Annotated in this window: 17 protein-coding genes and 1 pseudogene; 6 read left to right on the top strand and 12 right to left on the bottom strand. The window is 64.9% G+C overall.

The genetic code is table 11. From position 1 onward, the window contains the following. Positions 1-2: 2 nt before the first annotated feature. The 12 genes from AC3WLF_RS08115 to AC3WLF_RS08060 form a co-directional block, all read right to left on the bottom strand. Complete coding sequence (locus tag AC3WLF_RS08115) at positions 3-1,292, bottom strand: acyl-CoA dehydrogenase family protein (protein WP_492358055.1); 1,290 nt, start codon at positions 1,290-1,292, stop codon at positions 3-5. 160 nt (positions 1,293-1,452) lie between these two features. Beyond that, positions 1,453-2,163 carry a TetR/AcrR family transcriptional regulator gene (locus tag AC3WLF_RS08110; RefSeq protein WP_492358098.1) on the bottom strand — a complete coding sequence of 237 codons (711 nt, stop codon included), beginning with the start codon at positions 2,161-2,163 and terminating at the stop codon, positions 1,453-1,455. Positions 2,164-2,275: 112 nt separating this feature from the next. Then, positions 2,276-3,616, bottom strand: a complete 1,341-nt coding sequence (locus tag AC3WLF_RS08105) for an NAD(P)/FAD-dependent oxidoreductase (RefSeq protein ID WP_492358054.1) — start codon at positions 3,614-3,616, stop codon at positions 2,276-2,278. 11 nt (positions 3,617-3,627) lie between these two features. Then, a complete protein-coding gene (locus tag AC3WLF_RS08100) occupies positions 3,628-4,869 on the bottom strand; it encodes a thiolase family protein (protein WP_492358053.1) in 1,242 nt (413 codons plus the stop codon). A gap of 42 nt (positions 4,870-4,911) precedes the next feature. Then, positions 4,912-6,465 (bottom strand): AMP-binding protein, encoded by a 1,554-nt coding sequence (locus AC3WLF_RS08095; RefSeq protein WP_492358052.1) that lies wholly within the window; start codon positions 6,463-6,465, stop codon positions 4,912-4,914. Positions 6,466-6,536: 71 nt separating this feature from the next. Continuing rightward, complete coding sequence (locus tag AC3WLF_RS08090) at positions 6,537-7,670, bottom strand: saccharopine dehydrogenase family protein (RefSeq protein ID WP_492358051.1); 1,134 nt, start codon at positions 7,668-7,670, stop codon at positions 6,537-6,539. Positions 7,671-7,791: 121 nt separating this feature from the next. Then, entirely contained in the window at positions 7,792-8,655 is an 864-nt protein-coding gene (locus AC3WLF_RS08085; protein ID WP_492358050.1) for a WD40/YVTN/BNR-like repeat-containing protein, read from the bottom strand. A gap of 208 nt (positions 8,656-8,863) precedes the next feature. Continuing rightward, complete coding sequence (locus tag AC3WLF_RS08080) at positions 8,864-11,242, bottom strand: efflux RND transporter permease subunit (RefSeq protein WP_492358049.1); 2,379 nt, start codon at positions 11,240-11,242, stop codon at positions 8,864-8,866. Then, complete coding sequence (locus tag AC3WLF_RS08075) at positions 11,242-13,197, bottom strand: DUF1302 domain-containing protein (RefSeq protein ID WP_492358048.1); 1,956 nt, start codon at positions 13,195-13,197, stop codon at positions 11,242-11,244. Before AC3WLF_RS08075 ends, AC3WLF_RS08080 begins: the two co-directional genes overlap by 1 nt. 30 nt (positions 13,198-13,227) lie before the next feature. Then, complete coding sequence (locus AC3WLF_RS08070) at positions 13,228-14,592, bottom strand: DUF1329 domain-containing protein (RefSeq protein WP_492358047.1); 1,365 nt, start codon at positions 14,590-14,592, stop codon at positions 13,228-13,230. A gap of 134 nt (positions 14,593-14,726) precedes the next feature. After that, positions 14,727-15,128 (bottom strand): RidA family protein, encoded by a 402-nt coding sequence (locus tag AC3WLF_RS08065; protein WP_492358046.1) that lies wholly within the window; start codon positions 15,126-15,128, stop codon positions 14,727-14,729. Between the two features lie 33 nt (positions 15,129-15,161). Continuing rightward, positions 15,162-15,995 (bottom strand): phytanoyl-CoA dioxygenase family protein, encoded by an 834-nt coding sequence (locus AC3WLF_RS08060; RefSeq protein WP_492358045.1) that lies wholly within the window; start codon positions 15,993-15,995, stop codon positions 15,162-15,164. 244 nt (positions 15,996-16,239) lie between these two features. Between AC3WLF_RS08060 and AC3WLF_RS08055 the strand changes: the two genes are divergently transcribed. The 6 genes and pseudogenes from AC3WLF_RS08055 to AC3WLF_RS08030 all read left to right on the top strand — a co-directional run bounded on the left by AC3WLF_RS08055 (position 16,240) and on the right by AC3WLF_RS08030 (position 24,304). Further along, on the top strand, positions 16,240-17,775 hold the full coding sequence (locus AC3WLF_RS08055) for a flavin monoamine oxidase family protein (RefSeq protein ID WP_492358044.1): 1,536 nt from the start codon (positions 16,240-16,242) through the stop codon (positions 17,773-17,775). Continuing rightward, on the top strand, positions 17,776-18,450 hold the full coding sequence (locus AC3WLF_RS08050; protein WP_492358043.1) for a c-type cytochrome: 675 nt from the start codon (positions 17,776-17,778) through the stop codon (positions 18,448-18,450). Between the two features lie 57 nt (positions 18,451-18,507). Beyond that, a pseudogene (locus AC3WLF_RS08045) lies at positions 18,508-19,808 on the top strand (M23 family metallopeptidase). Positions 19,809-20,054: 246 nt separating this feature from the next. Continuing rightward, positions 20,055-21,626, top strand: a complete 1,572-nt coding sequence (locus tag AC3WLF_RS08040) for a PAS domain-containing hybrid sensor histidine kinase/response regulator (RefSeq protein ID WP_492358042.1) — start codon at positions 20,055-20,057, stop codon at positions 21,624-21,626. Continuing rightward, the gene (locus AC3WLF_RS08035) at positions 21,623-22,810 is read left to right on the top strand and encodes an adenylate/guanylate cyclase domain-containing protein (RefSeq protein ID WP_492358041.1); all 1,188 of its coding nucleotides are present in this window, start codon (positions 21,623-21,625) and stop codon (positions 22,808-22,810) included. The genes AC3WLF_RS08040 and AC3WLF_RS08035 overlap by 4 nt, the downstream gene beginning before the upstream one ends. Before the next feature lie 1,299 nt (positions 22,811-24,109). Continuing rightward, positions 24,110-24,304, top strand: a complete 195-nt coding sequence (locus AC3WLF_RS08030) for a Rid family hydrolase (RefSeq protein ID WP_492358040.1) — start codon at positions 24,110-24,112, stop codon at positions 24,302-24,304. Positions 24,305-24,387: the final 83 nt, after the last annotated feature.

Here is a 24,387-nt window from a genome sequence, read left to right as displayed (position 1 = left end):
GCTCACTCGCGCGCCCATCCTTCCTGGTAGAGCAGCCCGGCCAGCACGCCCAGGCGCGACGTGAGGACATAGTTCTCGCCGTCTTCGATCAGCGCGGAGCGGACATCGCGGAACAGCTTCTCGATCGGGAACTCACGCGTGGTGCCGTTGCCGCCGAAGAGCTGGAACGCCTCGTGCACGATCTTCATCGCCTCCTCGGTCACGCTGACCTTGGCCTGCGCCGTGGCATACGGATGGCTCTGCGGCGACATGCGCGAGAAGGCGAGGCTGCGGCGGGCAATGGCGCGCGCCATCTCCAGCCGCCGCAGCATCTCGCCCACGCGCAGCTGCGTCATCTGGTGCTCCATCAGCAGCGCCCCGCCCTGCTTGCGCTCGTGGCAATAACCCAGTGCCAGCTCGAAGGCCGCGCGCGCCGCGCCGACGAAGACCTGGCACATGTGGGTGCCGGCATACGACCAGGTCGAGGCGAGGTTGCCGAGATAGTCGTCCTGCTGCGCGATGGCGAAGCGCCGCGGCACCCTGACGTTGTCGAAATAGATCTCACCCTGGGGAAGCGTGCGCTGGCCGATCTTGTCCAGCGGCTTGCCGCGCGAGATACCCGGCAGGTCGAGCGGCAGGATCAGGCCGATGCCGTTGGTAAACGCGCCGTGCTCGCCCGAGCCGTGGAAGCCATCGCCATAGTCCGCCGCCATGTAGGCCAGCGCGACCTGCGCGACGGACCCGTTCGACACCCATGCCGAGCTTTGGCCGTTGATGACGATCTCGTCGGCGCCGACCTTCGCGGTGACGTTGCCGACCGGCTGCCTGCCGGCGGCGCTCAGCTCCGCGCGGTACAGGATCGCGGCGTCGGAGCCCCGGTCGGGCTGCGTGTTCATCCAGCAGCCGAGCTTGCCCGCGCACATCTCGATGAGTTCCTGGTCGCCGACCGCCTGCGCCATCATCGATGGCATGGTCGCGGCGCCGATCGAAACGGCCAGGCCCGAATCGCCCCAGCCGAGTTCTTCCCCGATGATCGATTCGATGCGAACCGCCACCTCAGGCGGGAACTGCGCGATCAGCTGCGGATCCAGCCCGAGCTTCGCGCTCTCCATCATTGCCGCCCAGTATGGGGATCCCGGTGCGATCACCTCCTCAGGCGTCATGCGGTCGAGCTCGCGGCCGACCGGGCGTAGCACGTCACGCGCAAACCGATGGACGGTCTGCTGGATCGCGTTCTCCTCTTCGCTCAGCGGCGTCTCGAAACCTGTGATGCCGACCAGCGGCAGCGATACGGACTTGTGCAAACGGATCATTTGAGCCTCGCCTCCTCGTTGGAACTGTGACCGGCCATCGCGCCGGTCATCTGTCATTTACTAGTACACAGCACAAAAGATAGGTCATATTGACAAACATAGGGGCGAAAAAAAAGACAGGGTATTCCCTGCCTTCTCACGCCACCGCAAGCACCAGCAGCTAGTCGGTCTCTTTGGCCAGGTCAGCCTGTCCCAGCACCAGCTGCCTGACGGCAACCAGGAATGCCGCGTCGACGCCGGCCGGGATTTCGCGTCGGCGCCGCCCCGTGCCGAGCTGCAGTGCAAGCCCGTCCGCCATGGCGATCAGCAGCGAAGCTGTCTGCAGGCTCTCGGCACGCTTGCGTTCCGGATTCACCGCGCGCACCAGTTCGGCGATGCCACGCGTCAGCGTGTCATACCACTCGTCGTACATCCGGGCACATTCGGGATCGGTTGACGTCAGCGAGACGAAGTGCCACCACAGCGCCGAATCCTTGGAATTCCGGGCGTCGCTGAGCACCTTCTGCAGCAGCGAGTCGAGCGACTCGCGCGGAGAAACGCTGTTGTCCAGTGCACGCTTGAGGTCATCTAGGTAAGCGTCGATGATCGGCGCCATGACCGCCCGCAAGACGGCCTGCCGCGTGGGGAAGTAGTACTGGAGATTGCTGATGCTGATGCCCGCGCCGAGCGCGACCGCGCGCAGCGAGAATTCCAGGCTGCCGCCTTCGAGCAGCAGCTTGCGTGCGACACGGACAATGGCATTGCGCGTGCGCACGCCCTGCGCCCGCAGGCTGTCGGGGTCCGCTCCGGCGGATGCCGCGCTCGTTGCGCGCCGCTTTCTGGTCCGTGGCTCGGCCCGTGATTCCGCCCGTGATTCCTTTGGCACTGTCATCGTTATTCGCTTTGAGTCAGGACTGGTTTGCCCCGTGGAAGCAATCGCGCCAACGCCGCCCAGGGCGGACAACATTATAGCGGACGCCCCTCAAAGCGCCTGGCCCTGCATTTCAGCGGCGTGCCGCCGAGCGCGCCTTGCGGTTCACCCTGTCGTCCATCGCATTCGCCACGCCAAGCGCGGAGTTGACCACGCACCACTGCAGCGGTTCGGGCAGCGTCGACGGTGTCTCGTGCCGCAACGTCGATAGCAGCGGGGGCTCGGTGCCGCCGATCCGTTCGGCAAGCAGCCGTCCCATCAGCGACTGGGTGCCGACGCCATGCCCGGAACAGCCTGCCGCATAGAGGATGTTCCGCTGGGCGCCGGCCTCGCCGACCACCGGCAGCGCATCATAGGCAAAGCTGATATAGCCGCTCCAGCTTGCGCGGATCGCAACCCCATCAAGGGTCGGGAAGCGCTCGTGCAATCCCTGCGCCAGTTGCCGGTAGGCCGACGTGTCGGGCACATTCGGGGTCTGGCGGCCATAGACATAGTGCAGCCGCTTCGTGGTCAGCACCAGCGTGTCGCGCGCCGTCAGGCGGTGGCTTTCCATCGTCCAGTGCGAGGTCACGATGCCTTCGCGCCGCGCCCACCCCAGCGATGCCAGCTGCCTGGCGGACAGTGGCTCGGTCTCGATCGCCGAGACCCGCAGCGGCATCACCTTGTTGCGCAGCAGGCCGAGCTGCGGCGTATAGGCGTTGGTGGCCAGCACCAGGAACGGCGCGCTGGCGCTGCCGCGCGCGGTCAGCGCCTTGACGACGGGGCCTTCGATCCAGGATTGCAGCGCGGTGTTCTCATAGATCCTGACGCCGGCCCGCAGCGCCGCGCGCCTCAGTCCCATCACATACTTGCCGGGATCCAGGGTGCCGCCACCCGCGGAGTAGGCGCCAAACAGGAACGCCGGCGGGATGCCGCGTGCCCGCATTGCCGCCTGGTCCAGGAATTCCGCGGGCGACCCCAGCTCGATGCCAACCTGCATGCCCTTGCGCAGCTTTTTCTCCTGCGACGGATGCACGGCGGCGCGGATGATGCCCGAGGCGTTGTAGTCGCAATCGATCCCGTAATCGCGGAGCTTGCCCTCCACGTAGCCGACCCCCGCATCGTAGAACCCGACGATACCGCGCGCCTGCTCGCGCCCGACGCGCTTCAGGAACAGGTCGTACTCAAGCCCCTGCCCGCCGGCGAGGTAGCCGGCGTTGCGTCCGCTGGCGCCGAAGCCGGCGAACTCGCGCTCGAGAACGACCACCTTCGCCCCCCGCGCGGCCAGTTCCAAGGCTGTGGACAGCCCGGCAAGGCCAGCGCCGACAATAATCACGTCCGCGCTGACGTCACATTCCAGCTCAGGTTGCGGCGCCTCCGGCATTTCCACCCACCCGCCAAGCGGGCGATACGTGTTCCCAGTACTGCCGGCCATCTCTGTCCCCTTCACGGTTTGCTCAGGATATGAACCGCCAGCGCAGCTTCTTCGACCCCCTGCAACCCGCCGCCGTTCTCCTGGATCGCATGGCGCGCCCCTGCCACCTGGCGCACACCGGCTTCGCCGCGCAGTTGGGTCACCAGCTCATAGAGCTGGCCGATACCCGTTGCGCCCAGCGGATGCCCCTTGGATTCGAGACCGCCGGAGGTGTTGATCGGGATGCGCCCGCCTAGCGTGAAGTCGCCGCGCTCGGCCGCCGGCCCGCCTTCGCCGAACGGCACCAGCCCGAGGTTTTCGGCCTGGATGATTTCGCCCATCGCGGAGGCGTCGTGGACCTCGGCGACATCCATGTCTTGCGGGCCGAGCCCTGCCTGCTCGTATGCCTGCAGCGCGGCGAGGCGGCCGATGCCCCGGTGCGGCTCGTCGACGCTGCGGTGCGTGAAGCTGCGGATCACGCTGGCGGCGATGCGGATGCAGCGGCTGCGATCGGCGCCGATGCGCTTGAGGCCTTCTTCGGTGCAGAGGATGGCGGCAGCCGCTCCGTCCGAGATGGGCGCGCACATCGGCAGCGTGATCGGGTAGGTGATCGGCGGTGCGGCGAGCACCTCGTCGACGGTGAACGCCTGCCGGAACTGCGAGTGCGGATTGTGCACCGAGTGCTGGTGGTTCTTGGCGGACACCGCGGCGATCTGCCGCTGTGTCGTGCCGTACGTCTTCATGTGGTGCCGGCACATCGCGGCATAGATCTTCATGAAGCGGCTGTACGGCCGGTCGGATTCCGACCCGGGCGGCAGCACGATGCCGTCACCCAGTCGCGCCAGCGTGGCGAAATTCTCGTCCACGCGGGACACGTCCCATCCGGCCTCGAACAGCGCGAACGATTTCGCCTTGTCCGCGACGTTCATCTTCTCCGCGCCAAGCGCCAGCGCGACGTCGCAGGCGCCCGCCCTGAGCTGCTGCACCGCCAGGTGGACGGCGGTGCTGCCGGAGGCGCAGGCATTCTCGACGTTGAATACCGGAATGCCATCGATGCCGATCTTGCTGAACACGACCTGGCCCGGGATCGAAGCCTGCCCCTGCAGCGCGCCATTGGTGATGCCGGCATAGAAAGCCGCGCCGATGGCGCTGGTGCCGCAACCGGCGTCTTGCAGCGCCCCGCGCAGCGCTTCTCCCGCGAGATCGTCGATGCTGCGCTCGAAGTGCCGACCGAACACGGTCATGGCGATACCAGCAATGTAGATGTTGCTCATGTTATGTCTTTTCCGGGGCTTCCCGGTCCAGGTTGGTCAGGGTCAGATCTTGCGTTGCAGGCCCTGCCAGTACTGCTCGCGCAGGTCTTTTTTCAATACCTTGCCGACCGAGCTGCGCGGCAGCGCGGCGACGAAGTCAATGCTCTTGGGCGCCTTGACCGACCCGAGCTTCTGCTTGCAGAGCGCGAGCAGCTCGTCGGCGCTGACGTCGTGGCCCGCATTGAGCTCCACGACTGCCTTCACCGCCTCGCCCCAGGTGTCGTCCGGCACGCCGATCACCGCGCAGTCCTGCACCGCCGGATGCCCCCAGATCACCTGCTCCACTTCGCTCGGGTAGACGTTGAACCCGCCGCTGATGATCATGTCCTTCTTGCGGTCGGTAATGTGCAGGTAGCCATCATCATCGAGGTGCCCGATGTCGCCGGTATGCAGCCAGCCGTCGATGATGGTCTCGGCGGTCTTCTCGGGAGCCTTGTAGTAGCCTTTCATGACAAGGTCGCCTCGCACGCAGATCTCGCCGCTTTCGCCGGACGGCAGCACTTCGCCGTGCGCGTTCAGGATCTCGACGCGGATCAGTGGATTGGGACGGCCGACAGAGGACAGACGCTCGTCGGAAGCCAGCTTTCCGCCGACAAAGTGCTCGGCCGGGGTCAGGTAGGAAATCGATGCCGGCGCCTCGGTCTGGCCGTAGCCGCCGGCCATCACTGGCCCGAACACCTCGATCGCGCGCTTGAGCTTCTCGACAGCCATCGGCGCGGCGCCATAGAGAAAGCATTTGAGCGACGAAAAATCCTGCTTCTCGATGCCGGGGATGTCGAGCAGGCGATAGATGACCGTCGGCGGCAGGAAGAACTCCGTGACCCGGTGCATCGCAATCGCGCCGAGCACGGATGCCGGATCCGGCTTGGTGACGACCACCACGGTGCCGCCTCGCGCCGTGCAGGGCAGCGAGAGCATGCCGGCTGTGTGGGTCATCGGCGCGGCGGCCAGGTTTACCGGCCGCTCGGTCCCGTAGGGGAACGCCATCATGAACTGCGCGAAGTAGACCTGATAGGCGCGGTGCGTGTTCATCACGCCCTTGGGCTTTCCTGTCGTACCGCCGGTCGCCGACAACGTCACCACGTCGTCCATCTGGTATTCGATCCGCGGTGCATTGGCGGACTGGCCCGCGCTCCAGGTCGCGAGCGACGGCGCCCACGGCAGGTCCGCATCCACGCATACCCAGAGCCTGACCTTGGGCAGGCTGGCGCGCAGCGCTTCGATCACCGGCGCGAAGACCTGCTGGAAGAAGAGCACCTCACAGTCGAATGCATCGAGTATGTACTGGTTCTCGGCAGGTACGTTGCGTCCGTTGACCGGGATGTACACCATCCCGGCGCGCCACGTTCCCAGTGCACAACTCCAGGCGCGGACGTCGTTGTCCGCCCACACGGCGGCCTTCGTCTCCTTGCCGAACCCCGCGTCGATCAGCCCGTTGGCGATGCGGCACGACAACTCGCCGATCTCCCGGAACGAGAACCGGCGCTCATCCTGGATGTAGGCGATGCCGTGAGGGTTGATGCGCCACCCTCGGTCAAAAAAATCGATCACTGCCATTTCATTTATTCCTCAGAAACTGCGGCGTGGCCAGCTCGCCGCGCTTGCCCCGGGCACGCGCGGCATGGCTGTTACAGGTGCGACACCGTCGCGCGCGCCAGGCTCCGCTGCTCCAGGAAGCCGAGCAGGTAACGGTGCCCGAACGCCTTCGAGCCGGAGGCAAAGCCGACCCTGGCGGTGTCGCCGTCGAGCAGCTTGATGACGCCGGCCGCGTGGATCGCACCGGTGGCGATGTACGGCGTGGTCCCGTGCACGGTCGCCCGCACCGAGGCGAGCTGGCCGCGGCCGATGGCAAAGTCAACCGTGCGCTGCACCGTGGTGCGCTCGCGCGGCGGCATCGCAGGCGTGGTTGAATCGACGATCTGCTTCAGCACCGCGTCCTGCTGCTCGCGCGGCAAGTCCTTGTACTCGGCATCCCATTTCTGGCCCAGCGCATGAACCATCTGCATCGCATTGTTGTCGTAGAAGCCCACACTGGAGATGCAGCTGCGCACGCGCGGGTCCTGCTCGAAGTAGACGGGCAACGACGTGCCGCCCCAGGGCAGGCAGAACACCGGTTGCATGAAAGCGGGATCGACGACATTGAACGACGCATGCGGTGCGTGCGGCGTCAGCCGCTTTTCCCACAGGTAGCAGGATTCGTGGCGATAGCCTTCGAAGATCGTCGCGGTCGAGCCCACGCTGATGCCGGCACTGGCTCCGCGCGGACCGCGCGTCAACGTGGCGGTCTCCAGCGCATCGACGCCGTGGGTCTCGAGCGCCAGTTCGGCCGCGATCTCGGCGAACGTGTACATGTACGCATTGGAAGGCGACACCAGCAGTCCGGCCTGCCGGAACAGATCGCCGAACTGGTCTCGCACCTTGCGGATGTGGGGCTGCTCGCCGGTGGTGTCGAGGTAGTGGCAGCCGGCCTTCAGCGCGGCTTCGACACCGACCAGCCCGACCGTGGAGAACGGTCCCACGGTATTGCATACCACCTTCGCGCCGCTGAAGGCCTTCACGAGCGCGTCCACATCATGATCCGCCTCGATCAATTCATACTCGGCGGACTCGAGCCGGACGACGCGCTGCGCCATCATTTCCCTGGCACGGCCAGCGTTACGTGCGACCGCTGTAAACGGGATATTCTGGTCGATCAGCCAGTCCATGATCAGCATGCCGGTATAGCCGCTTGCGCCGTAGACGACGACGGGGTGCTTTGCCATGGTTGTCTCCTTGAGAGTTGTTTGGCGTTGCTTGAAGAATTCAGGGTGATGAAAGCCATGCCGCTCAGGCTCCTGAGCGACGCATGGAATTGCCGTTTTCGTAGGGGGTGCCCGCCAGCCGCTAGCGCCTGCCGGGACCCGCGACTGGCAGCAGCCCCGCCATCGACAGCAGCAGCGGCCGCGCGCCGTCCGCGAGCACCGCGGTGAGCGATTCCTGGTCCGGGCGTTGCGTGGCCGCGAAGGTTTTGCCCTTGTCGTGGCTGTCGAGCACGGTCCCTCCCATGCCAACCACGACGACGCTGCCGTCGGCAAGTTCCGTGATGCCGGTCAGCGATTGCGTGGTCTGCGAAGCAACCGCCTGCCACGTCCTGCCGTCGTCGCTGCTGCGGTAGAGGTGGCCGCGCATGCCACAGACCAGCAGCGTGCCGTCGGACAGCGCCCGCCCGTACCAGAGCGAACCCTTGTCCGCGCCGGACACCGCCTGCCACGACTTGCCCCGGTCGGCAGAGCGCATGATGGTGCCGGCCTCGCCGGTGATGAACAGCGTGCCGCGGCCGGAGGCGAACAGGTGCAGCAGGTGGCGGTCAGCGTTCTCGCCGGCCTCGATCCGCCGCTCGGTCCAGGTCCGGCCTGCGTCGCGGGTCTCGATCGCCCAGCCATACAGGCCCACGCCGAAGCCGTGTTCCGGCATGTCGAAGTGGAGGGCGAGGATGGGCTGCTCCACGCCGGGTTCGCTGCGCAGCAAGGCCCAGGTCTCTCCGCCGTCCTGCGTGCCGAGCACCACGCCATCGTGGCCCGCGGCATAGCCGCGCCGCGCATCGACGAACTGGACCGAAGTCAGCAGCGTGCGCACCGGCACCGACTTCGCCTGGCGGAAGCGGATGCCGTCGTCGGACAGCAGGATGACGCCATGGTCGCCTACCGCGACGGTGCGGCCGCCGGCGCGTGCGGATGCGAGCAGCGGTGCCGTATTGGCGTTTGCCACGCGCCGGGCCGGCTCCATCGTGGGCCAGCGCGGCGCGGCGGCGGGCTGGGTCGCAGGCTGGGTCGCAGGCTGGGTCGCAGGCTGGGTTGAGGGCTCGCTCGCAGCTTGGTTCGCAGATTCTGCGGCCCGGACCGGGCAGGCAAGCGACAGCGCGATCGCGGCTAGGGAGAGAGATCGGTAAGAAGGCATCGAAAGCATCTCCTTGTCGCTAGTGCTTCAGGATTTCCGGCATGTGCACCGCACCGCGCCGGGGGAAGAACCGCTCCAGCACCGCCGCGAACGCGGGCAGCAGCGTGATTGCCATGACCATGTTGACGAGGAACATGAAGGTCAGCAGCGCGCCCATATCGGCCTGGAACTTCAGGCTTGAGAACATCCAGGTGGCCACGCCGACCGACAGCGTGATCGCGGTGAAAACGGTGGCGAGACCCGTCTCCTTCATCGCGGCTTCCAGCGCCCTGGTGAATTCAAGGCCGTTGGCCAGTTGCACCTGCAGGCGGTTGTAGATGTAGAAGGCGTAGTCGACGCCAATGCCGACCGCGAGCACCATCACCGGCAATGTCGCCACCGTCAGGCCGATCTCCAGCTCTTTCATGAACCAGTAGCCGATCCAGGTGGCCACGGTCAGCGGCAGGCAGCAGGCGACCATCGCGCGCCAGTCCCGATACACCAGGAACACCAACGCCAGGATGGCGGCGTAGACGTAGAGCATCATGGGCAGCTCGCTCTCCTCCAGCACCTCGTTGGTGGCCGCCTGGACACCCGCGTTGCCGCTCGCCAGCCGGATCGCCACACCGTCGAGCCGGTTGGCGTCGCGGAACTCCCTGACCGCCCCGACCACGGACTTGATCGTGGTTGCGCGATGGTCCGGCAGGTAGAGGTTGACGCCCTGCACCCGGCAGTCGCTCGACGAGAGTCCGGCGATGCGGTTGTTCACGCCCTGGAACTGCGAACCCAGCCCGCGCGGATCGCGCGTCACCGTGGCCATCTTGGGGCTGCCCTCGTTCATGCCGACGTTGTAGAGCTTGAGCTGCGCGGCCAGCGAATCGGTCGAGACCACCCCCGTGACGCTGGCCATGCGCCAGGCAAAGTCGTCGATGAACAGCAGTTGGTCGGCACGGGAACAGACCTCGCCCTCCCGCTCCGCCTTGGCCTCGAACACGACGGTCAGCCAGTCCAGGCCCACGTCGAAGCGCTCGATGATCGCCGCGGCGTCCTGGTTGTAGCGCGAATCCGCGCGCAGCTCGGGCGCGCCGGCCTGCAGGCTGCCGACGTGCCGGCCCTGGCTTTTCCAGAACGCCACGCCGAACACCGCCGTGCCGACAAGGGTGACGGCGAGCGCGTAGCGCGGCTGCGCGATCCGCGCGAGCACCTCCAGCCAGCCGTTGTGGCGCTCGCGCCGCGCCAGTGCCCGCCTGGCAAACTCTGGCGTAAAGCGGAAGTACGACGCTGCCACCGGCAGCATCATCAGGTTAGTGACGATCTTGTAGCCCACGCCGATCGCCGCCGTGATCGCCAGCTCGCGGATCATCGGGATCGGGATCAGGATCAGCGTAACGAAGCTCACCAGCGCGGTGACCAGCGCCAGCGACCCCGGAATCAGCAGGCCCGTGAAGCTGCGGCGCGCGGCGATGGCCGAGTCGGTGCCATGCGCAACCTCGCGCACGATGAAGTTGATCTGCTGGATGCCGTGGGAGACGCCGATCGCAAACACTAGGAACGGCACCAGGATCGCCAGCGGATCGAGGCCATAGCCGAGCAGCCGCAGCGTGCCGAACTGCCAGACCAGCGACACCAGCGAGCAGCCGAGCGGCAGCAGCGTCAGGCGCACCGAGCGGCAATACCAGTAGACCGCGAGGCCGGTGAGCAGGAAGGCGATGCCGAAGAAGCGCGTGACGTCGGCGCCGCGGTCGGCGATGTCGCCGATCTGCTTGGCAAAGCCGATGATCTCGATCTCGACCTCTGCGTTCTCGAACGGGCGCCGGATCTTCTCCTCGAGCAGCCGGTTGAACTGAATGTAGTCGAGCTTCCTGCCCGTGCCCGGGTCGACGTCGCCCAGCTCGGCGGTGATCAGCGCGCTGGTCTGGTCACGCGCCACCAGGGTGCCGATATGGCCGCCGGCAGTGGCGCGCTGGCGCACCTTTTCGATGACGTCGGGGGAGAGCTTCTCCGGCACGACGTCGCCGCCGGTCACCGCCTCGGCACGGAAGCCGTCCTCGGTGATCTCGGTGAAGAAGACGTTCGGCGTCCACAGTGACGTCACGCTCGCCCGGTCCACGCCTGGCAGGTAGGTGACGGCTTCGGTGACCTTGAGCACCTGGGTCAGCGCCTGACCGTTCCAGATGTCGCCGTCGCGGGCGTGGACGGCGATGGTCAGCCGGTTGGCGCCGAACAGCTGGTCGCGATACTGCTCGAAGGTCTTGATGTACTCATGGCGCTGCGGCAGCTGCTTTTCGAAGCCGGCCTCGAGCTCGAGCTTCGCCCCCAGCACGCCCATGGCGGCCGTGAATCCCGCCAGCAGCAGCAGGAAAGGAAGGCGATGCCCGAACAGGGCAGCTTCTAAACGGGTTATCAGGCGTGCGAGCATCAGAATGCGGTGGTCATGCTGAGGGAAACAAAGTCGCGGTCGCGCAGCAGGTTGCTGCCGCTACCGCCCCAGTTGTGGGTGTAGTCCAGGCGCATCTTGGTCCCCGGCTTGGTCTTGAAGTCGATGGTGGCGCCGATCACGGCGGCGCCCGCGCCCTGGACGAAGCCCGGCAATGCCGTTGCCGAATAGCCGCCGATGCCCTGCATGAGCGCGATATCCGGCGACAGCGACGCACGCGTGCCGAAGATGTTGGGATAGGTCACGGACGCCGCGAGCACCATGCCCGCCGACAGCTTGGTCGGCAGCTTGTAGTCGGCAGTGACCGCATACGGAATGCCGGCGTTGAGCTTGAGCTTCGGGTAGTACGCCAGCGCACCTTCGGCGGTGAGCGTGCCCTCGGTCGCGCCCAGCGCGCGCAGCAGCCAGCCGAACGACCCCGATGGCGACATGATGTGGATGCCGGTCAGGTGCAGCTGGTAGTGCTGCGTGTCGACCCAGCCCTTGCAGCTGCTGCCAACCGGCTTGACCGTGAAATCGGCCAGCGCATTGCAGTAGTACGGGTTGCCCGGATCGATCACCGTGGTGGGGTCGATCGCAACGCCATCCCGCGGCCGATACGACAGCTCGGTGCCGATCACCCATTCGCCTGCCTGGAAGTTGTACGACAGGCCGAACAGGTCGCGGTTCTTGCCATAGTCGAGCGACGCCTGCCAGCCGAACGGGTTGGCCGTCGTGTTGCCCACCTGGTAGCTGACGAACGGCACCTTGTCGCTGTAGTGCTGGTAGTAGAAGCCGAGTTCGTTGCCCGTATCCGGGAACTTGTAGCGCAGCGCCAGCCCGCCCTGCCCGGCGTTGGTCGGCTTGTTGTCCGGGCCGCGCGGGATGAATGTGCCGGTGCCGAGCAGCGGCCCCACCGGGTTGGTGGCGGGGTTCGCCAGCTCGCCAGCGCTGAGGCGGCGGTTGTAGGGCAGCCCGGTCGCGGGATTGATGCCGACGATCCTGGTGCCGTTGTCGCCGATCGTGGCGCGCGGAAACGGCGGCAAGCCCGCGGCACCCAGCGCCGCGTTGACCGTCGAGGTCGGGATATAGAGGCCGCGCCCGCCGCTGCCCACGAAATCGCTGGTCGAGAAGAAGGTTCCGGGCGCATCGAACACGAAGCTGTTCCACTTCCACTGGTAGAAGGCCTCGATGCCCAGGTCCGGGCCCAGCGAGGAGCTGGCCGACACCATCGGCGACGGGATGAACAGGTTCTTCAGCGGCGTGCCCGGCTGGTGCGCGGACGGCAGGTAGATCGGGTTGATCGAGTTCACGCCGCCCGGGATGTAGAGATTCTCGCCCCAGCTCAGCACCTGGTTGCCGACGCGCACGCGGGCCTGCTGGTCGCCGATGTCGAATTCCTTGGTCACGTAGGCATCGAGCAGCCGCGGGTTGCTGGTGGCGAAGTTCCGCGCGGACGGATCGAGGTCGCTGCGCCGGGTGTGGTCGACCGCGAAGTCGTAGTTGACGACACCGCGCAGCAGCCCGCTCCAGCCGTCCGAGGCCTTGACGTACAGGTCGCTGGTCCACTGCGCATTGGCGGACACCGGCTGCCAGCGCTTGTAGTTCAGGTTGCCGTCGTCCTGGTTCACGCGCAGCACGTCCAGGCTCGACGAAAAGACAGCCGGGTTGCTCTGCTGCAGCGGCGTCGGCGCGTCTCCGACGCAACCGCCGTTGTCGTTGCCGACAAAGCTGCAGTTGGTCTTCGACGTGCGCACCGCCACGCCGAACGAGACCGTCGAATCGAAGGCCACCTGCCAGCCGTTGTCGAGCGTCCACTGCGCGGCGTGGACCGGTCCGGCATCCGCCCACGCCAGCACGCCGAGGATCGCGGTGCAAACCAGCGTCCGGTCCCGTGTCTTCGCGCTTGCTCTTCCGATCGCCCCGGCGACCGGTCCCGCGTCATCACGCAGTTTCATGATGGCCTCTCCGTGTTCGCGTTTGATCGCTCAGCGCGTGGTGATCCGGCGCAGGCCGTCCGGCTCGAAGGTCTTCTCCTTCAGACGCCCTTCGCGCGCGGCCAGCCAGTCCGGCTCCTTGTGGCCGGCGACGACGCGGTCGAGCACGGCGCGCCGGGTCTGGTGGTCATAGCTGGTGTTGGCCGCCCACACGCAGGCCGGGATTTCCCAGGCCATGTACGGACCCATCTCGGTCGTGCGCCAAACCTTGCCTTGCGCGTCGTACATGTCTTCCACCAGGATGGTCCAGGTGTCTTCGTCGAGGTAGAACACGCGCTTGGGGAAGGTATGGCGCATGCCGGACTTGAGCGTGGCCTCCACCACCCACATGCGATGCAGCTCGTAGCGCGTGTGGTCGCGGCTGAGGAACTTCGGCTTGACGACATCCTCGACCTTGTTCGTGGACGAGTTGACGCGGTAGGTGTTGTACGGGACGTACATCTCCTTCTTGCCGACCAGCTTCCAGTCGTAGCGGTCCAGCGGTCCGTTGAACTGCATGTACTGGTCGACCGTCAGCAGGTTCTCCGTATTGAGTTGCGGCGCGTCGTACTGGTACGTCGGCGCGCGGCGCACGCGGCGCTGGCTGGCAAAGTACAGCCAGACGTCGTTGGCCTCGGCAAACTTGTATTGCGTGAGCGTGGCATCGCCGGCAATGGACGGCGGGCTGGTGAAGGTATTGAGGTACAGGCTCTCGATGCCGCGCGCGTCGGCGACGCCCTTGTTCGACGGCGACCACATCGGCGACATCTGCCATTCCTCCTGGCCGAGCGGCTCGCCGATGTTTTCGCTGCCCTTGGGCGGGATATAGCCCGCGTAGCTCATCTGGAAGCCCTCGCCCTTCCAGTGCAGCTTGTGGTTCCACATCGCTTCGGCGCCGCTCCGCGGGACCGGGAACGGCACGCCTGCGCCGAGCGCCTCGGCCAGGTTCTGGCCGTTGTCGGCAAGCCTGGCATTCGCGGCATTCTTTTTCGTGCGCTCGTAGTAGAAGTCGGGGAAGCCGCAGGAACGGCGCGTGGTATAGACGTCCATGCGGTAGCCCGGAATGGTCTTGACCATCTCGACCTGTCCGGGCGCGAGCTTGTCCTTGTAGCGGTCGACGTTGGACGCGTCGATCGACAGCAGGCGCTTGTCGTTCGCATAGGGGTCGGGCCGCGGCGTGCCGGGCTTCCAGCCGCCGGGCGCCTTCATGTCGCCGCCGGTCCATTCCGGAATGGACCCATCCTTGTTGCCCGCGCGTTCGGCACCCACCGGGGTGAGGTCCTTGCCGAGCCGGGCCATATCCTGTTCAGGGGCGGCTGCGTACGCCGCGCCTCCGAGCGCAACGGTCGCGCTGATCAACCACGTTGTGTATTTCATCTGAGTCTCCTACCACCAGGGTCAACCGGTTACTGTTCCGGTTTCTATTTTTTAAACAATGTGCCCAACATAGGACATAATGACAAAGATAGGGCGCAAAAAAATGGCAGGGCGTTGCCCGCCGGCGACCGGGCTCATGCCTGGCCGCAGCCCACTACCGCAACCGCCTGGATCTCGATACAAAGCCCTGGCAGCGCCAGCTCGGTCACGCCGACCGCGGTCCACGACGGATAGCGGTTCGGGATGTACTCGTCCTTCACCCTGGTGAAGTCGGCGAGCTCGTTGCGGAAGCTGGTGTGATAGGTAGTCAGTTCGATCACGTCGTCAAGGCTCGCGCCGGCGGCCGCCAGCACGCCTTTCAGGGATTCGAAGGCAATCCGCGCCTGCGCCTCCATCCCTTGCGCCGGGGCCATGGTGGCATCGATGCCGACCTGCCCGGAGACCCAGATGGTATCGCCCACCCGGGTCGCGGGTGAGAAGTGGAGCGCGTCGTACAGCGCCTCTGCGCCAGGTGGGATGATGGACTGTCGATTCATGGTGAGGGTAGTCATGGTGTGAAACGCTTTGGCTCAGACAATCTGACGGAAACAGGGAGCACGGAAGGGCTCGCCCGCCTTCAGCGACATCAACTCTTCAATGAATAGAACACCCGCCGGCGTGAAGCCTGAATCGCTGTGCTCCGGCAGCGGGCTGAAGACCGCGTCATCGCCGAAGAAGCGCATCACCAGCGTATGACGATTCGGGAAATCGGCATCGACCGCACCGCCCCCATGGAGCGCGCCGGGATGCAGCAGCAGCACGTCGCCGGGCCTGGTCGCCCAGGAAACGATGTCGTAGGCCTCCGGATTGGCACGGCGCTCGGCCTCGATGTTCGGCAGCCGCGGCCAGACCCCGCCACCGTGCAAGGGTTCGGTGGGGTCATCGGGGTTCTGGAAGGTGCTGCCATCATGGCGCGTGCCGCGATGCGAGCCCCTGACGATTTCCAGGGCATTGCGCTTGGGAACGGCCTCGAAGCTGATCCACGCGTTGGCAAAATGCTTCCCCGCCCAGGGCAGATAAGACGTGTCCTGGTGCCACGGCGAGCGCCCCGCATTGCCACCGGCCTTGAGGAACAGTTCCTCGGCGAAATACCAGACGTGCTTCGAACCCCACAGGTCGGCAAGCAGCCTGCCGAAGGGCAGCGTGGCCGCCAGTTCATCCAGCCTGCCCTTGGCGAAGGGATTCGCGTTGTCGACATGCGACTTCTGCACCGAGCCCTCGAACAGGCTGTGGGCGTTGGGCCCGGGGTTCTCGATGCCCCAGTCGAACGCATGCCTGCACAGGTTCAGCTGTTCCGCATTGAGACAGCCTTCGATGAGGACGGCACCGTCCTCATCGAAGGCCTTGCGCTTGGATTCATCCATCGGTGATCTCCTGTTGTTCCGTGATCGCCTCGTTAGTAGGCCAATAAACTAAAGTTAGGTAACTATGACAAAGATTAGAAGAAGAAAAAAGACAGGGTATTCCCTGCCTGAACCCTGTCGGTAGACCGCAAGACGTTCACGAATCACACACAGGTCAACGGCTTTTGACTTGTTTGTCTTTTCGACCTATATTCGGCCATATTTCCTACTTATATATTGTTGCCGAACCATGAGCAAACCAATCATGTGCCGGGATGCGACGCTGGTCGATGCGGTACCGAAGACAGCACCAGCCCCCGGGCCGGACCCACAGGCGCGACGCCGGTTGCTTGGCTGGGCGGCAGCGGCTGGCGCCGCTTCGCTGGCTGTTGCCGCCGCGCCGCGCACAGCGAGCGCTGCGCCACGGCAGCCGAGCCAGGCAACTGCGGAGCGCGGCGTACTGGACGTGGCCATCCTCGGCGCCGGCCTCGCCGGGCTGACGGCCGCGCGAGACCTGCAGCGCGCCGGCTGCCAGTCCTTCGTGGTGCTGGAGGCGCGCAACCGTGTCGGTGGCCGCACCTATAACCATGATCTGGGCAACAGCGTGGTCTCCGAAGCGGGCGGCCAGTGGATTGGCCCCGGCCAGACTGCCATTGCCGACCTGTCACGCGAACTCGGGGTAGACGCCTTCGGCACCTATTACCAGGGCAAGACCGTTTTCCTGGCGGGCGATGCCCGGGTGACGCAGGACCTGCACGGCGGCATCGGCGCGCAGGGAACGGTTGCGGCCAAGCTCAGCAAGCTGGCACGCGGTGTGCCGTCCGGCGCACCCTGGAAGGCACCTAATGCGGCGGAGCTCGACAAGCTCTCGCTGGGTGACTGGCTGGCGCGGCAAAACCTGAACAACGAGGAGAAGTTCTCCTTCAGCATGGCCGCCACGCTATCGCTCGGCGCCCCGCCGGCGCAACTCGGACTGCTGCATTACCTGTCGGTGATCAACAGCGCCAACAGCGACTACGACACGCTCGAGAGGATCAAGGATGGCGCGCAGGAAACCCGCTTCGTCGGCGGCTCGCAGGTGCTCTGCACGCGGATGGCGCTGGGCCTCGGTGACAAGGTGCGACTATCCTGCCCCGTGCGCAAGATCGTCGGCTGGGATCGCGAGATCGTCGAGGTGCACACTGACAAGGGCGTGGTGAAGGCGCGCCATGTGATCGCGGCACTGAACCCCGCACTGTGCAACCAGATCGTCTTCGATCCGCCGCTGCCCGCCGGGCGTGCGCAGTTGCAGCGGCTATGGCCGGGACACGCGCCCATGCGCAAGACCGCGCACGTCTACACGCGCCCGTTCTGGCGCGATGCCGGCCTCAACGGGCAGATCGTCCCGCTCGACGGTCCGCTCATCTGGTCAATCGACAACTCGCCGCCAGACAGTTCGGTCGGCGTGATCGGCGCATTCGTCAAACCGGGATACCTGCCGGCGGATCCCAAGGCCGCCGAACGGATCCTGTCGGCGATCTATGCCAGGGCGCTGGGAGACAAGGCGTTGAAACCGGTGCAGTACCACGACTTCGACTGGGGCACGGCCGACGCCTGGTCGATGAGCTGCATCAACCCGATGCCTCCCGGCTTCTGGACCAAATGGGGCCAGTACCTCCACCCATCGGTGGGACGACTGATCTGGTCGGGAACCGAGACGGCCGACATCTGGGCCGGCGCGATGGACGGCGCGGTGCGATCTGGCCATCGCGCGGCCCTGCAGGCGCTGGGCGCGCTGGCGCATCCGGGCCGGGAGGCATAAATGAAGATGAAGCGCGCTATGTTCGTGGCGGCAGCGGTGTTGGTGGGAGCATCCGCCTGGGTTGTTCCGGATCTGGTGGACTATCACCGGTTCGGAACGTCGCTGGATAACCAGGCCCAGGCAAGTCAGTCCGATGGTGGTTCCTGGCCGCAGTTCCCGGAGACCTGCTTCGCCTGCCATGGCCCGCGCGGGCAGTCCCGCAACGCCGGGTACCCTGCCCTGGCCGGCCAGCCGGCAACATACATCGAGGCGCAATTGCGCGCCTTCGCCAGCGACAAGCGCCACAGCCCGATCATGGGCCCGCTTGCCAGGCACCTCACGGATGGTCAGATCACGGCTCTGGCTGCCTACTACGCCCAGCAGGTGCCCACCGGCAACCCGGAAGTCCCAGCCGACGCCGAGCTCGAGGCGCGCGGAAAGACCGTGGTCCAGGCCCGCAGTTGCCAGGCCTGCCACGGCGAAGGACTAAAGGGCAAAGACCTGGCGCCACGCCTGGCGGGTCAGGGTGAAAACTATCTGGCGCAGCAGCTCGCCGCCTACAAGACCGGCGAACGCCATGACGCCACCGGCGGGATGGACAGCATTGCCGCCACCTTGTCGAACGACGACATCCCGGCGGTAGCCCGCTACCTCGCCAGAATGTCGCCCGAACGACAGGGGACAGTAGCCCGATAGGTTCCGGCAGGACAGCAGAAAGTCAGCGGCATGCGCAGGTCGAGCAGCAGGCAAAGAATGAGCAGGCGCATACCGTCATGCCTGATGACCGGCGTGGCGCTGGTCATCATGTTGTGCATGGCGGTCGCCATGGGCGTGGTGCCGCGCAGCGCCTACCATGACCCAGATGCACCTCGCCGGCGGGAAGCCATACACTTGCCCGACCTGCGCGACCAGCTCGAAAGCCTGGCCGATGCCAGCGCAACCTACATCCACCAGGCGCCGATGCAGCGCGGCGACACCGTCGCCGCGCTGCATCGGCGCCTGGTGGATGACCCGGACGCACAACAATTCATCCCCGGAAATCCCGCGGCACGCGCCCTCTTCCAGCTTCAGCCGGGCCAGGTTGTGCTGGCTGAGGTCGACCAGGACAACCTGCTGGTCTCGCTACGCGCCTCCGTTGACGGCAATGTGACCGTATCACGGGAGCTGGTGATCCAGCGCGCCGGCGAAGAGCGAGGCTTCAAAGCGAGCGTGCACACGGTCAGGAACGAACTGCGCTACGAAATGCGTTCCGGCATCATCGCGGATGGCGGATTCTTCAAGACGATGGACGTCGCGAGCGTGTCCGAAGAGATCGTCCGGCAGATGGCCTCGATCTTCTCGGGCGTGGTCGATTTCCATCACGACATCATTGCTGGCGATCGCTTCCGCATTGTCTACGAGTCCGGATTCCGCGACGGCGCATTCGCGCGCAACGGCCGCGTCGTGGCAGTCGAATTCCTCAATCGCTCCCAGCTTTATCAGGCCTTGTGGTATGCCGACGGCGACAGCAACGCCGGCACCTATTACACCTTCGACGGCCGCACCATGGCACGCCCGTTCCTGCGCTCACCCGTCGAGTTTTCGCGCATGTCGCCTTCGGCTGGCGCAGTCACCCGCTGCGCCATCGGTGGATCCAGCACAAGGGGATCGACTTTGCGGCCCCGACCGGCACCAGGGTGTTCGCCACGGCGGACGGCACAGTGGACTATGTCGGCCAGCAGGCCGGCTACGGCAATGTCGTCATCCTCAAGCATCATGGCGGGTATTCGACCTACTACGCGCCCTTGTCGAAGTTCGCTGGCATCGAGCGGGGTCAGCGCGTCACGCAGGGCCAGCTGATCGCATACGTCGGGCAAAGCGGCTGGGCTACCGGGCCGCATTTGCATTACGAACTCCGCTTCCATGATGCACCACAGAATCCCCTGAGCGTCATGCTGATGGGACCGGTCATGCTGTCCGGCCATGCGCGCCAGCGTTTCCTCAGTCATGCGGGCAACCTGTTGAACCGCATCCAGTTGCTGCGCGGCATAGACATGGCATCCAATCGCTCCTGAGACACCTCTCCTGTCCGGCATGCCATTTCAGTCACAGGGCTGTCCGAGGCGCCCAGATAAAGCGCCGCATTGATCATTTTTCGCCCGTGCACGCCGGTTGCACCATGTGTGGCAGCGCGTATTCTGGTTGTAGGTTTCCCATCAGCGCTGGTGCCGGGCTACTTCCCTGATGGAAATGCCAGGCCGCCGACTGCGGGACAGATCATGCCCAAACAGCCTCATGACGGATCGGGAAAGGATCGTCCCTTGCCCCACGACCTCGGGGAGGGAGAGCTGCACTTCAGGCTGCTGGCCGACGGCATACCTCACATGATCATGACCGGCGATGCGGATGGCCGCATCGATTACTGCAACCGGAGGTGGTCAACCTATACCGGCCTCAGCCTGGAGCAAACGGACTCCGGCGCCTGGCAATCGGCCATCTACCCCGAAGACCTGACGAACAACCTTGCACGCTGGAACGAGGCGATTTCGCGAGGCTGCGAATACGAGATCGAGTATCGGCTGAGAAGGGCATCCGATGGCGCCTATCGATGGCACCTCGAGCGCGGGTCGCCATTGAGAGACGACGATGGGAAGATCACCAAGTGGCTTGTATCCTGCGCCGATATCGAGGAGTTGAAGCAGGCGCAGGTGGCGGCGGAAAGCGCCAACCGGGCAAAATCGGAGTTCCTGTCGAGCATGAGCCATGAGTTGCGCAATCCCCTGAACGCCATCCTTGGCTTCGCGCAACTGATGGCCTCCGACTCCCCCACGCCATCCCCCGCACAGCAGGCCGGCATCGACCAGATCCTGAAGGCAGGCTGGCATTTGCTGGAGCTGATCAACGAGGTCCTCGATCTCGCCAAGATAGAGGCCGGGCAGGCATCGCTGTCCCCGGAGCCGGTATCGGTGGTGGAGACCCTGCATGAATGTCATGCAATGCTTGAGCAACAAGCGTTGAAGCGCGCCGTTCGCATGCGATTCCCGATGCCCGACCTCCCGTGTTTCGTCCGCGCTGACCGGACCCGCCTGAAGCAAATCCTGCTTAACCTGCTGTCCAATGCGATCAAGTACAACCGGGACCAGGGCACGGTCGAGGTGCAAGTGCTGAGCGTGACCGACGATCGCGTCCGCGTCAGCGTGCGCGACACCGGCGCAGGCCTGGCACCGGGACGGCTCGCACAACTGTTCCAGCCGTTCAACCGGCTCGGGCACGAGGGGGGTCCCGTGGAAGGCACGGGTATCGGCCTCGTCGTGGCAAAGCGGCTGGCCGAAACGATGGGAGGCGCCATCGGGGCCGACAGTACGGTTGGCGTGGGCAGCGTATTCTGGGTCGACCTGCCCGCTGCACGCCCGACGGAGATGGATCGTGAAAGTGCAGAACCTGCGGAACCGGCCCAGGCGCAACCGCAGGGCCGCTCTTCAGTGCATTCCTTGCTGTATGTCGAAGACAACCCCGCCAACCTGAAGCTCGTCGAGCAGCTCATCGCGCGCCAGCCAGACGTGCAACTGCTGACTGCGATCAATGGAACCCTTGGCGTCGAGCTCGCGCGCACCGCGCTGCCCGACGTCATCGTGATGGATATCCACCTGCCCGATATCAACGGCATCGAAGCGCTGAGACGCCTGCGCGAAGACGCGAAGACCGCCCGCATTCCCGTCATCGCCCTCAGTGCCAACGCCATGCCGCGCGACATCGAGAAGTGCATGGCTGCAGGATTCTTCCGCTATCTGACCAAGCCGATCAAGCTCAATGAGTTCATGGACGCAATGCGTGCCGCCCTGGACAAACCGCCAGCCAAGGCGGTTCCGAGCGAACAGCGCGAAACACCATGATCAGTGCCTCGGCCGTCCTGTCGGCAAGAATCCTGGTCGTTGACGACATGGAGTCCAATGTCCTGCTGCTCGAGCAGATGCTGCGCAGAGCCGGCTATGTCTGCATCGCATCGACCATGGATCCCCATATGGTTTGCGACCTGCACCGCAGGAACCACTATGACCTGATCCTGCTCGATCTTCAAATGCCCGGCATGGATGGCTTTGAGGTCATGGAAGGACTGAAGCAGGTCCAGGCAGACAGCTACCTTCCGGTGATCGTCATTACCGCCCAACCCGATCACAAGATCCGTGCACTGCAAGCCGGTGCGAAAGACTTCGTCAGCAAGCCATTTGACCTGGCGGAGGTGCTGACCAGGGTTCGCAATATGCTGGAAGTGCGCCTGCTGCACGAGGAATCGTTGCAGCATGGAAAGAAGCTCGAGCAGACGGTGCGTGAACTGGAAGCGAGCCGGGAGACGATCGTTCGCCAAAGTAGCGAGCTCAGACGCCTTTACGATCAGCTCGTCTGCGAACAACAAGTAACGGAGCGGCTGTTGCTCAACCTGCTCCCCGCCCCCATCGCCGAGCGTTTGAAGCTGCGCTCCGATCTCGCGAACGCCGGTCCCCCGGAAGTCATCGCCGAAAAGTTCGAAGAAGTGTCGGTACTGTTTGCAGACCTCGTCCAATTCACCAGATTTTCTCCCACCCTGAGCCCGGAACGGCTTGTGGCAGTACTGAACGAAATATTTGCCGGCTTCGACGATATCGCAGACAGCCGGGGACTCGAGAAGATCAAGACAATTGGCGATTCCTATTTGGCGGTCGCCGGTCTGCCCCTGCCTGTGGCCGATCATGCGGCCCGTGCCACGCACATGGCATTGGACATGATCGAGTCATTGAATCAGTTCAATGAGCGCAGCGGCTTCGACCTGCAATTGCGAGTTGGCATCCACAGTGGTGCTGTCATAGCGGGCGTGATCGGGCGAAGAAAATTCATATATGACCTGTGGGGTGATACCGTGAATATCGCCAGCCGGATGGAGTCGCATGGCATTGCCGGCCGCGTTCAGATAACGGCGGCTACCCGGCAGAGACTAGGGCCACCGTTCGTGATAGAGGAGCGCGGGATGGTTACAGCAAGGGGCATTGGTGACTTGCCCACCTGGCTCTTGGTTGGGAGAACCACCGACGCACTCAACTGAGCGGAAGCCGATGCCTCTGCGCAACGGCACCATCGATCGAACTGCCGCAGACTTCGCTGGTGCATGAAGCCGAGAAATACCCGCGCGAGGATGCGAACCTCGCCCACTACGATTCGGTCTTACACAGCGTCTGCACGAAGCGCTCGTGGTTCGCGCTCCTGGGCTCCTCGACGGCGAGCTTCCTTCATCCGACAAGCCATCCGAACACGCGCCGGGCCGGCGGACACGGCATCGTGCGCACGGGTGCCTGGAGGAGCGGCTCCTTGCCCTGCGGAAAGAGAAGGCGGACCACGCAATTCCGCACGGCTGCCCGACTGCCCGTATAGCCTCGCTGCTTGAGTTCTTGCCTGCTCAGTTCAGGAAAGCGACAGCCCTGGGCGATTCGTTCCTCGATATTGCTGCGATAGGATCCAAAGGAGTCCGACCCCGCGCCCTGGGCGCGCGCTCCGGCAAGGTCCCCGGGGTGATGAAGTTGCGCACGGTTCGTTGGTCGATTGAGAGCTCGCGCACGATTTCTTTCATCGTGCCGCCCTGGGCGCGTGGCGCCATCACACGTTCGTACAGTGCCTCCCGCGTGGCGCGTTGCTGAACGCTCAGGCGCTGCCATGACCACAGCGAGTTGCGGCTCAGCACTCCCTGCCGGCCCAGGATCACGCCACCGACCTCGACTTGCTGCGCGGCTTGACGCAGTTGCGGCCCGATTCAGTACAGCAGCCTCTCCACGTTGTCGCGCAGGTTGCATAGCAGATGCAGCGATCGGAGACTTGCTTGGCTACCGGCAGTGCGATGTCGACCGCCTTTGCAAGCCGGCTGCCGCCTCACCACCGAGGGGCCTGACCCATCGCGGGCAACGCCCGAGCCTGCGATCGCGTTCGACTGCCAAGGAGTCGGTCGCTCCAACGATGGCAGCCAAGACAATGTGCCGCGCAAACCGCACGGCACGTTTCACTTGCGCAGCAGGATGCCTACCGGTGCCTTTCTTGTAAAAGAAGTTTAGCCGAGGTTTATTTTTACACAACGTGTGTTGCGTTAATTATAGATGCGAGCTATTGTTTGATCCATCGCTTCGAGCCGACGATCCATCACCACAGAACAAAGGAGACTCAACATGCTCATCACCCCGCCCCTACCACTTCCGGGCGCTGATCTCTCGTCGGCGACCCGTGTCGGCGACATGATCCGGGTGTCCGGTCAGGTGGGCTTCGACCTGGCCACCGCCACAGTGGCCAGGGGATGTAGGCACAGGCCCGCCAGGCATTCGAGAACCTGAAAACCGTGCTCGAAGCCGCAGGCGCCAGCATGGCCGACCTCGTCGAGATCATGATCTTCCACACCGACCTGCGCAGCGACATCCACGAGTTCGTCAAGGTGAAGGATGAATATTTGCCCGACCGCTATCCCTCATGGACAGGGGTCGGCGTGAGCCAGCTGGTCCGCCCCGAGTTCCTGATCGAAATCCGCGCCATCGCAGTAGCCGGCTGCGGCGCCGGCTGATGGCATGACGCCACGGTCCACAGCCTCACAAGAAGGTGCACGTGACCAGGAATCAGAAGAACAGCGACAACGCTGATGGAGAC

It is taken from the genome of Cupriavidus sp. FW306-01-F10A, from assembly GCF_058782785.1.
This window is presented reverse-complemented; position numbering and strand designations above follow the sequence as displayed.

Coding starts and splice junctions, on each gene's coding strand:
- AC3WLF_RS08115 (WP_492358055.1), bottom strand. CDS start 1,292: ATGATCCGTTTGCACAAGTCCGTATCGCTGCCGCTGGTCGGCATCACA.
- AC3WLF_RS08110 (WP_492358098.1), bottom strand. CDS start 2,163: ATGACAGTGCCAAAGGAATCACGGGCGGAATCACGGGCCGAGCCACGG.
- AC3WLF_RS08105 (WP_492358054.1), bottom strand. CDS start 3,616: ATGGCCGGCAGTACTGGGAACACGTATCGCCCGCTTGGCGGGTGGGTG.
- AC3WLF_RS08100 (WP_492358053.1), bottom strand. CDS start 4,869: ATGAGCAACATCTACATTGCTGGTATCGCCATGACCGTGTTCGGTCGG.
- AC3WLF_RS08095 (WP_492358052.1), bottom strand. CDS start 6,465: ATGGCAGTGATCGATTTTTTTGACCGAGGGTGGCGCATCAACCCTCAC.
- AC3WLF_RS08090 (WP_492358051.1), bottom strand. CDS start 7,670: ATGGCAAAGCACCCCGTCGTCGTCTACGGCGCAAGCGGCTATACCGGC.
- AC3WLF_RS08080 (WP_492358049.1), bottom strand. CDS start 11,242: ATGCTCGCACGCCTGATAACCCGTTTAGAAGCTGCCCTGTTCGGGCAT.
- AC3WLF_RS08075 (WP_492358048.1), bottom strand. CDS start 13,197: ATGAAACTGCGTGATGACGCGGGACCGGTCGCCGGGGCGATCGGAAGA.
- AC3WLF_RS08070 (WP_492358047.1), bottom strand. CDS start 14,592: ATGAAATACACAACGTGGTTGATCAGCGCGACCGTTGCGCTCGGAGGC.
- AC3WLF_RS08065 (WP_492358046.1), bottom strand. CDS start 15,128: ATGAATCGACAGTCCATCATCCCACCTGGCGCAGAGGCGCTGTACGAC.
- AC3WLF_RS08060 (WP_492358045.1), bottom strand. CDS start 15,995: ATGGATGAATCCAAGCGCAAGGCCTTCGATGAGGACGGTGCCGTCCTC.
- AC3WLF_RS08055 (WP_492358044.1), top strand. CDS start 16,240: ATGTGCCGGGATGCGACGCTGGTCGATGCGGTACCGAAGACAGCACCA.
- AC3WLF_RS08050 (WP_492358043.1), top strand. CDS start 17,776: ATGAAGATGAAGCGCGCTATGTTCGTGGCGGCAGCGGTGTTGGTGGGA.
- AC3WLF_RS08035 (WP_492358041.1), top strand. CDS start 21,623: ATGATCAGTGCCTCGGCCGTCCTGTCGGCAAGAATCCTGGTCGTTGAC.
- AC3WLF_RS08030 (WP_492358040.1), top strand. CDS start 24,110: ATGGCCGACCTCGTCGAGATCATGATCTTCCACACCGACCTGCGCAGC.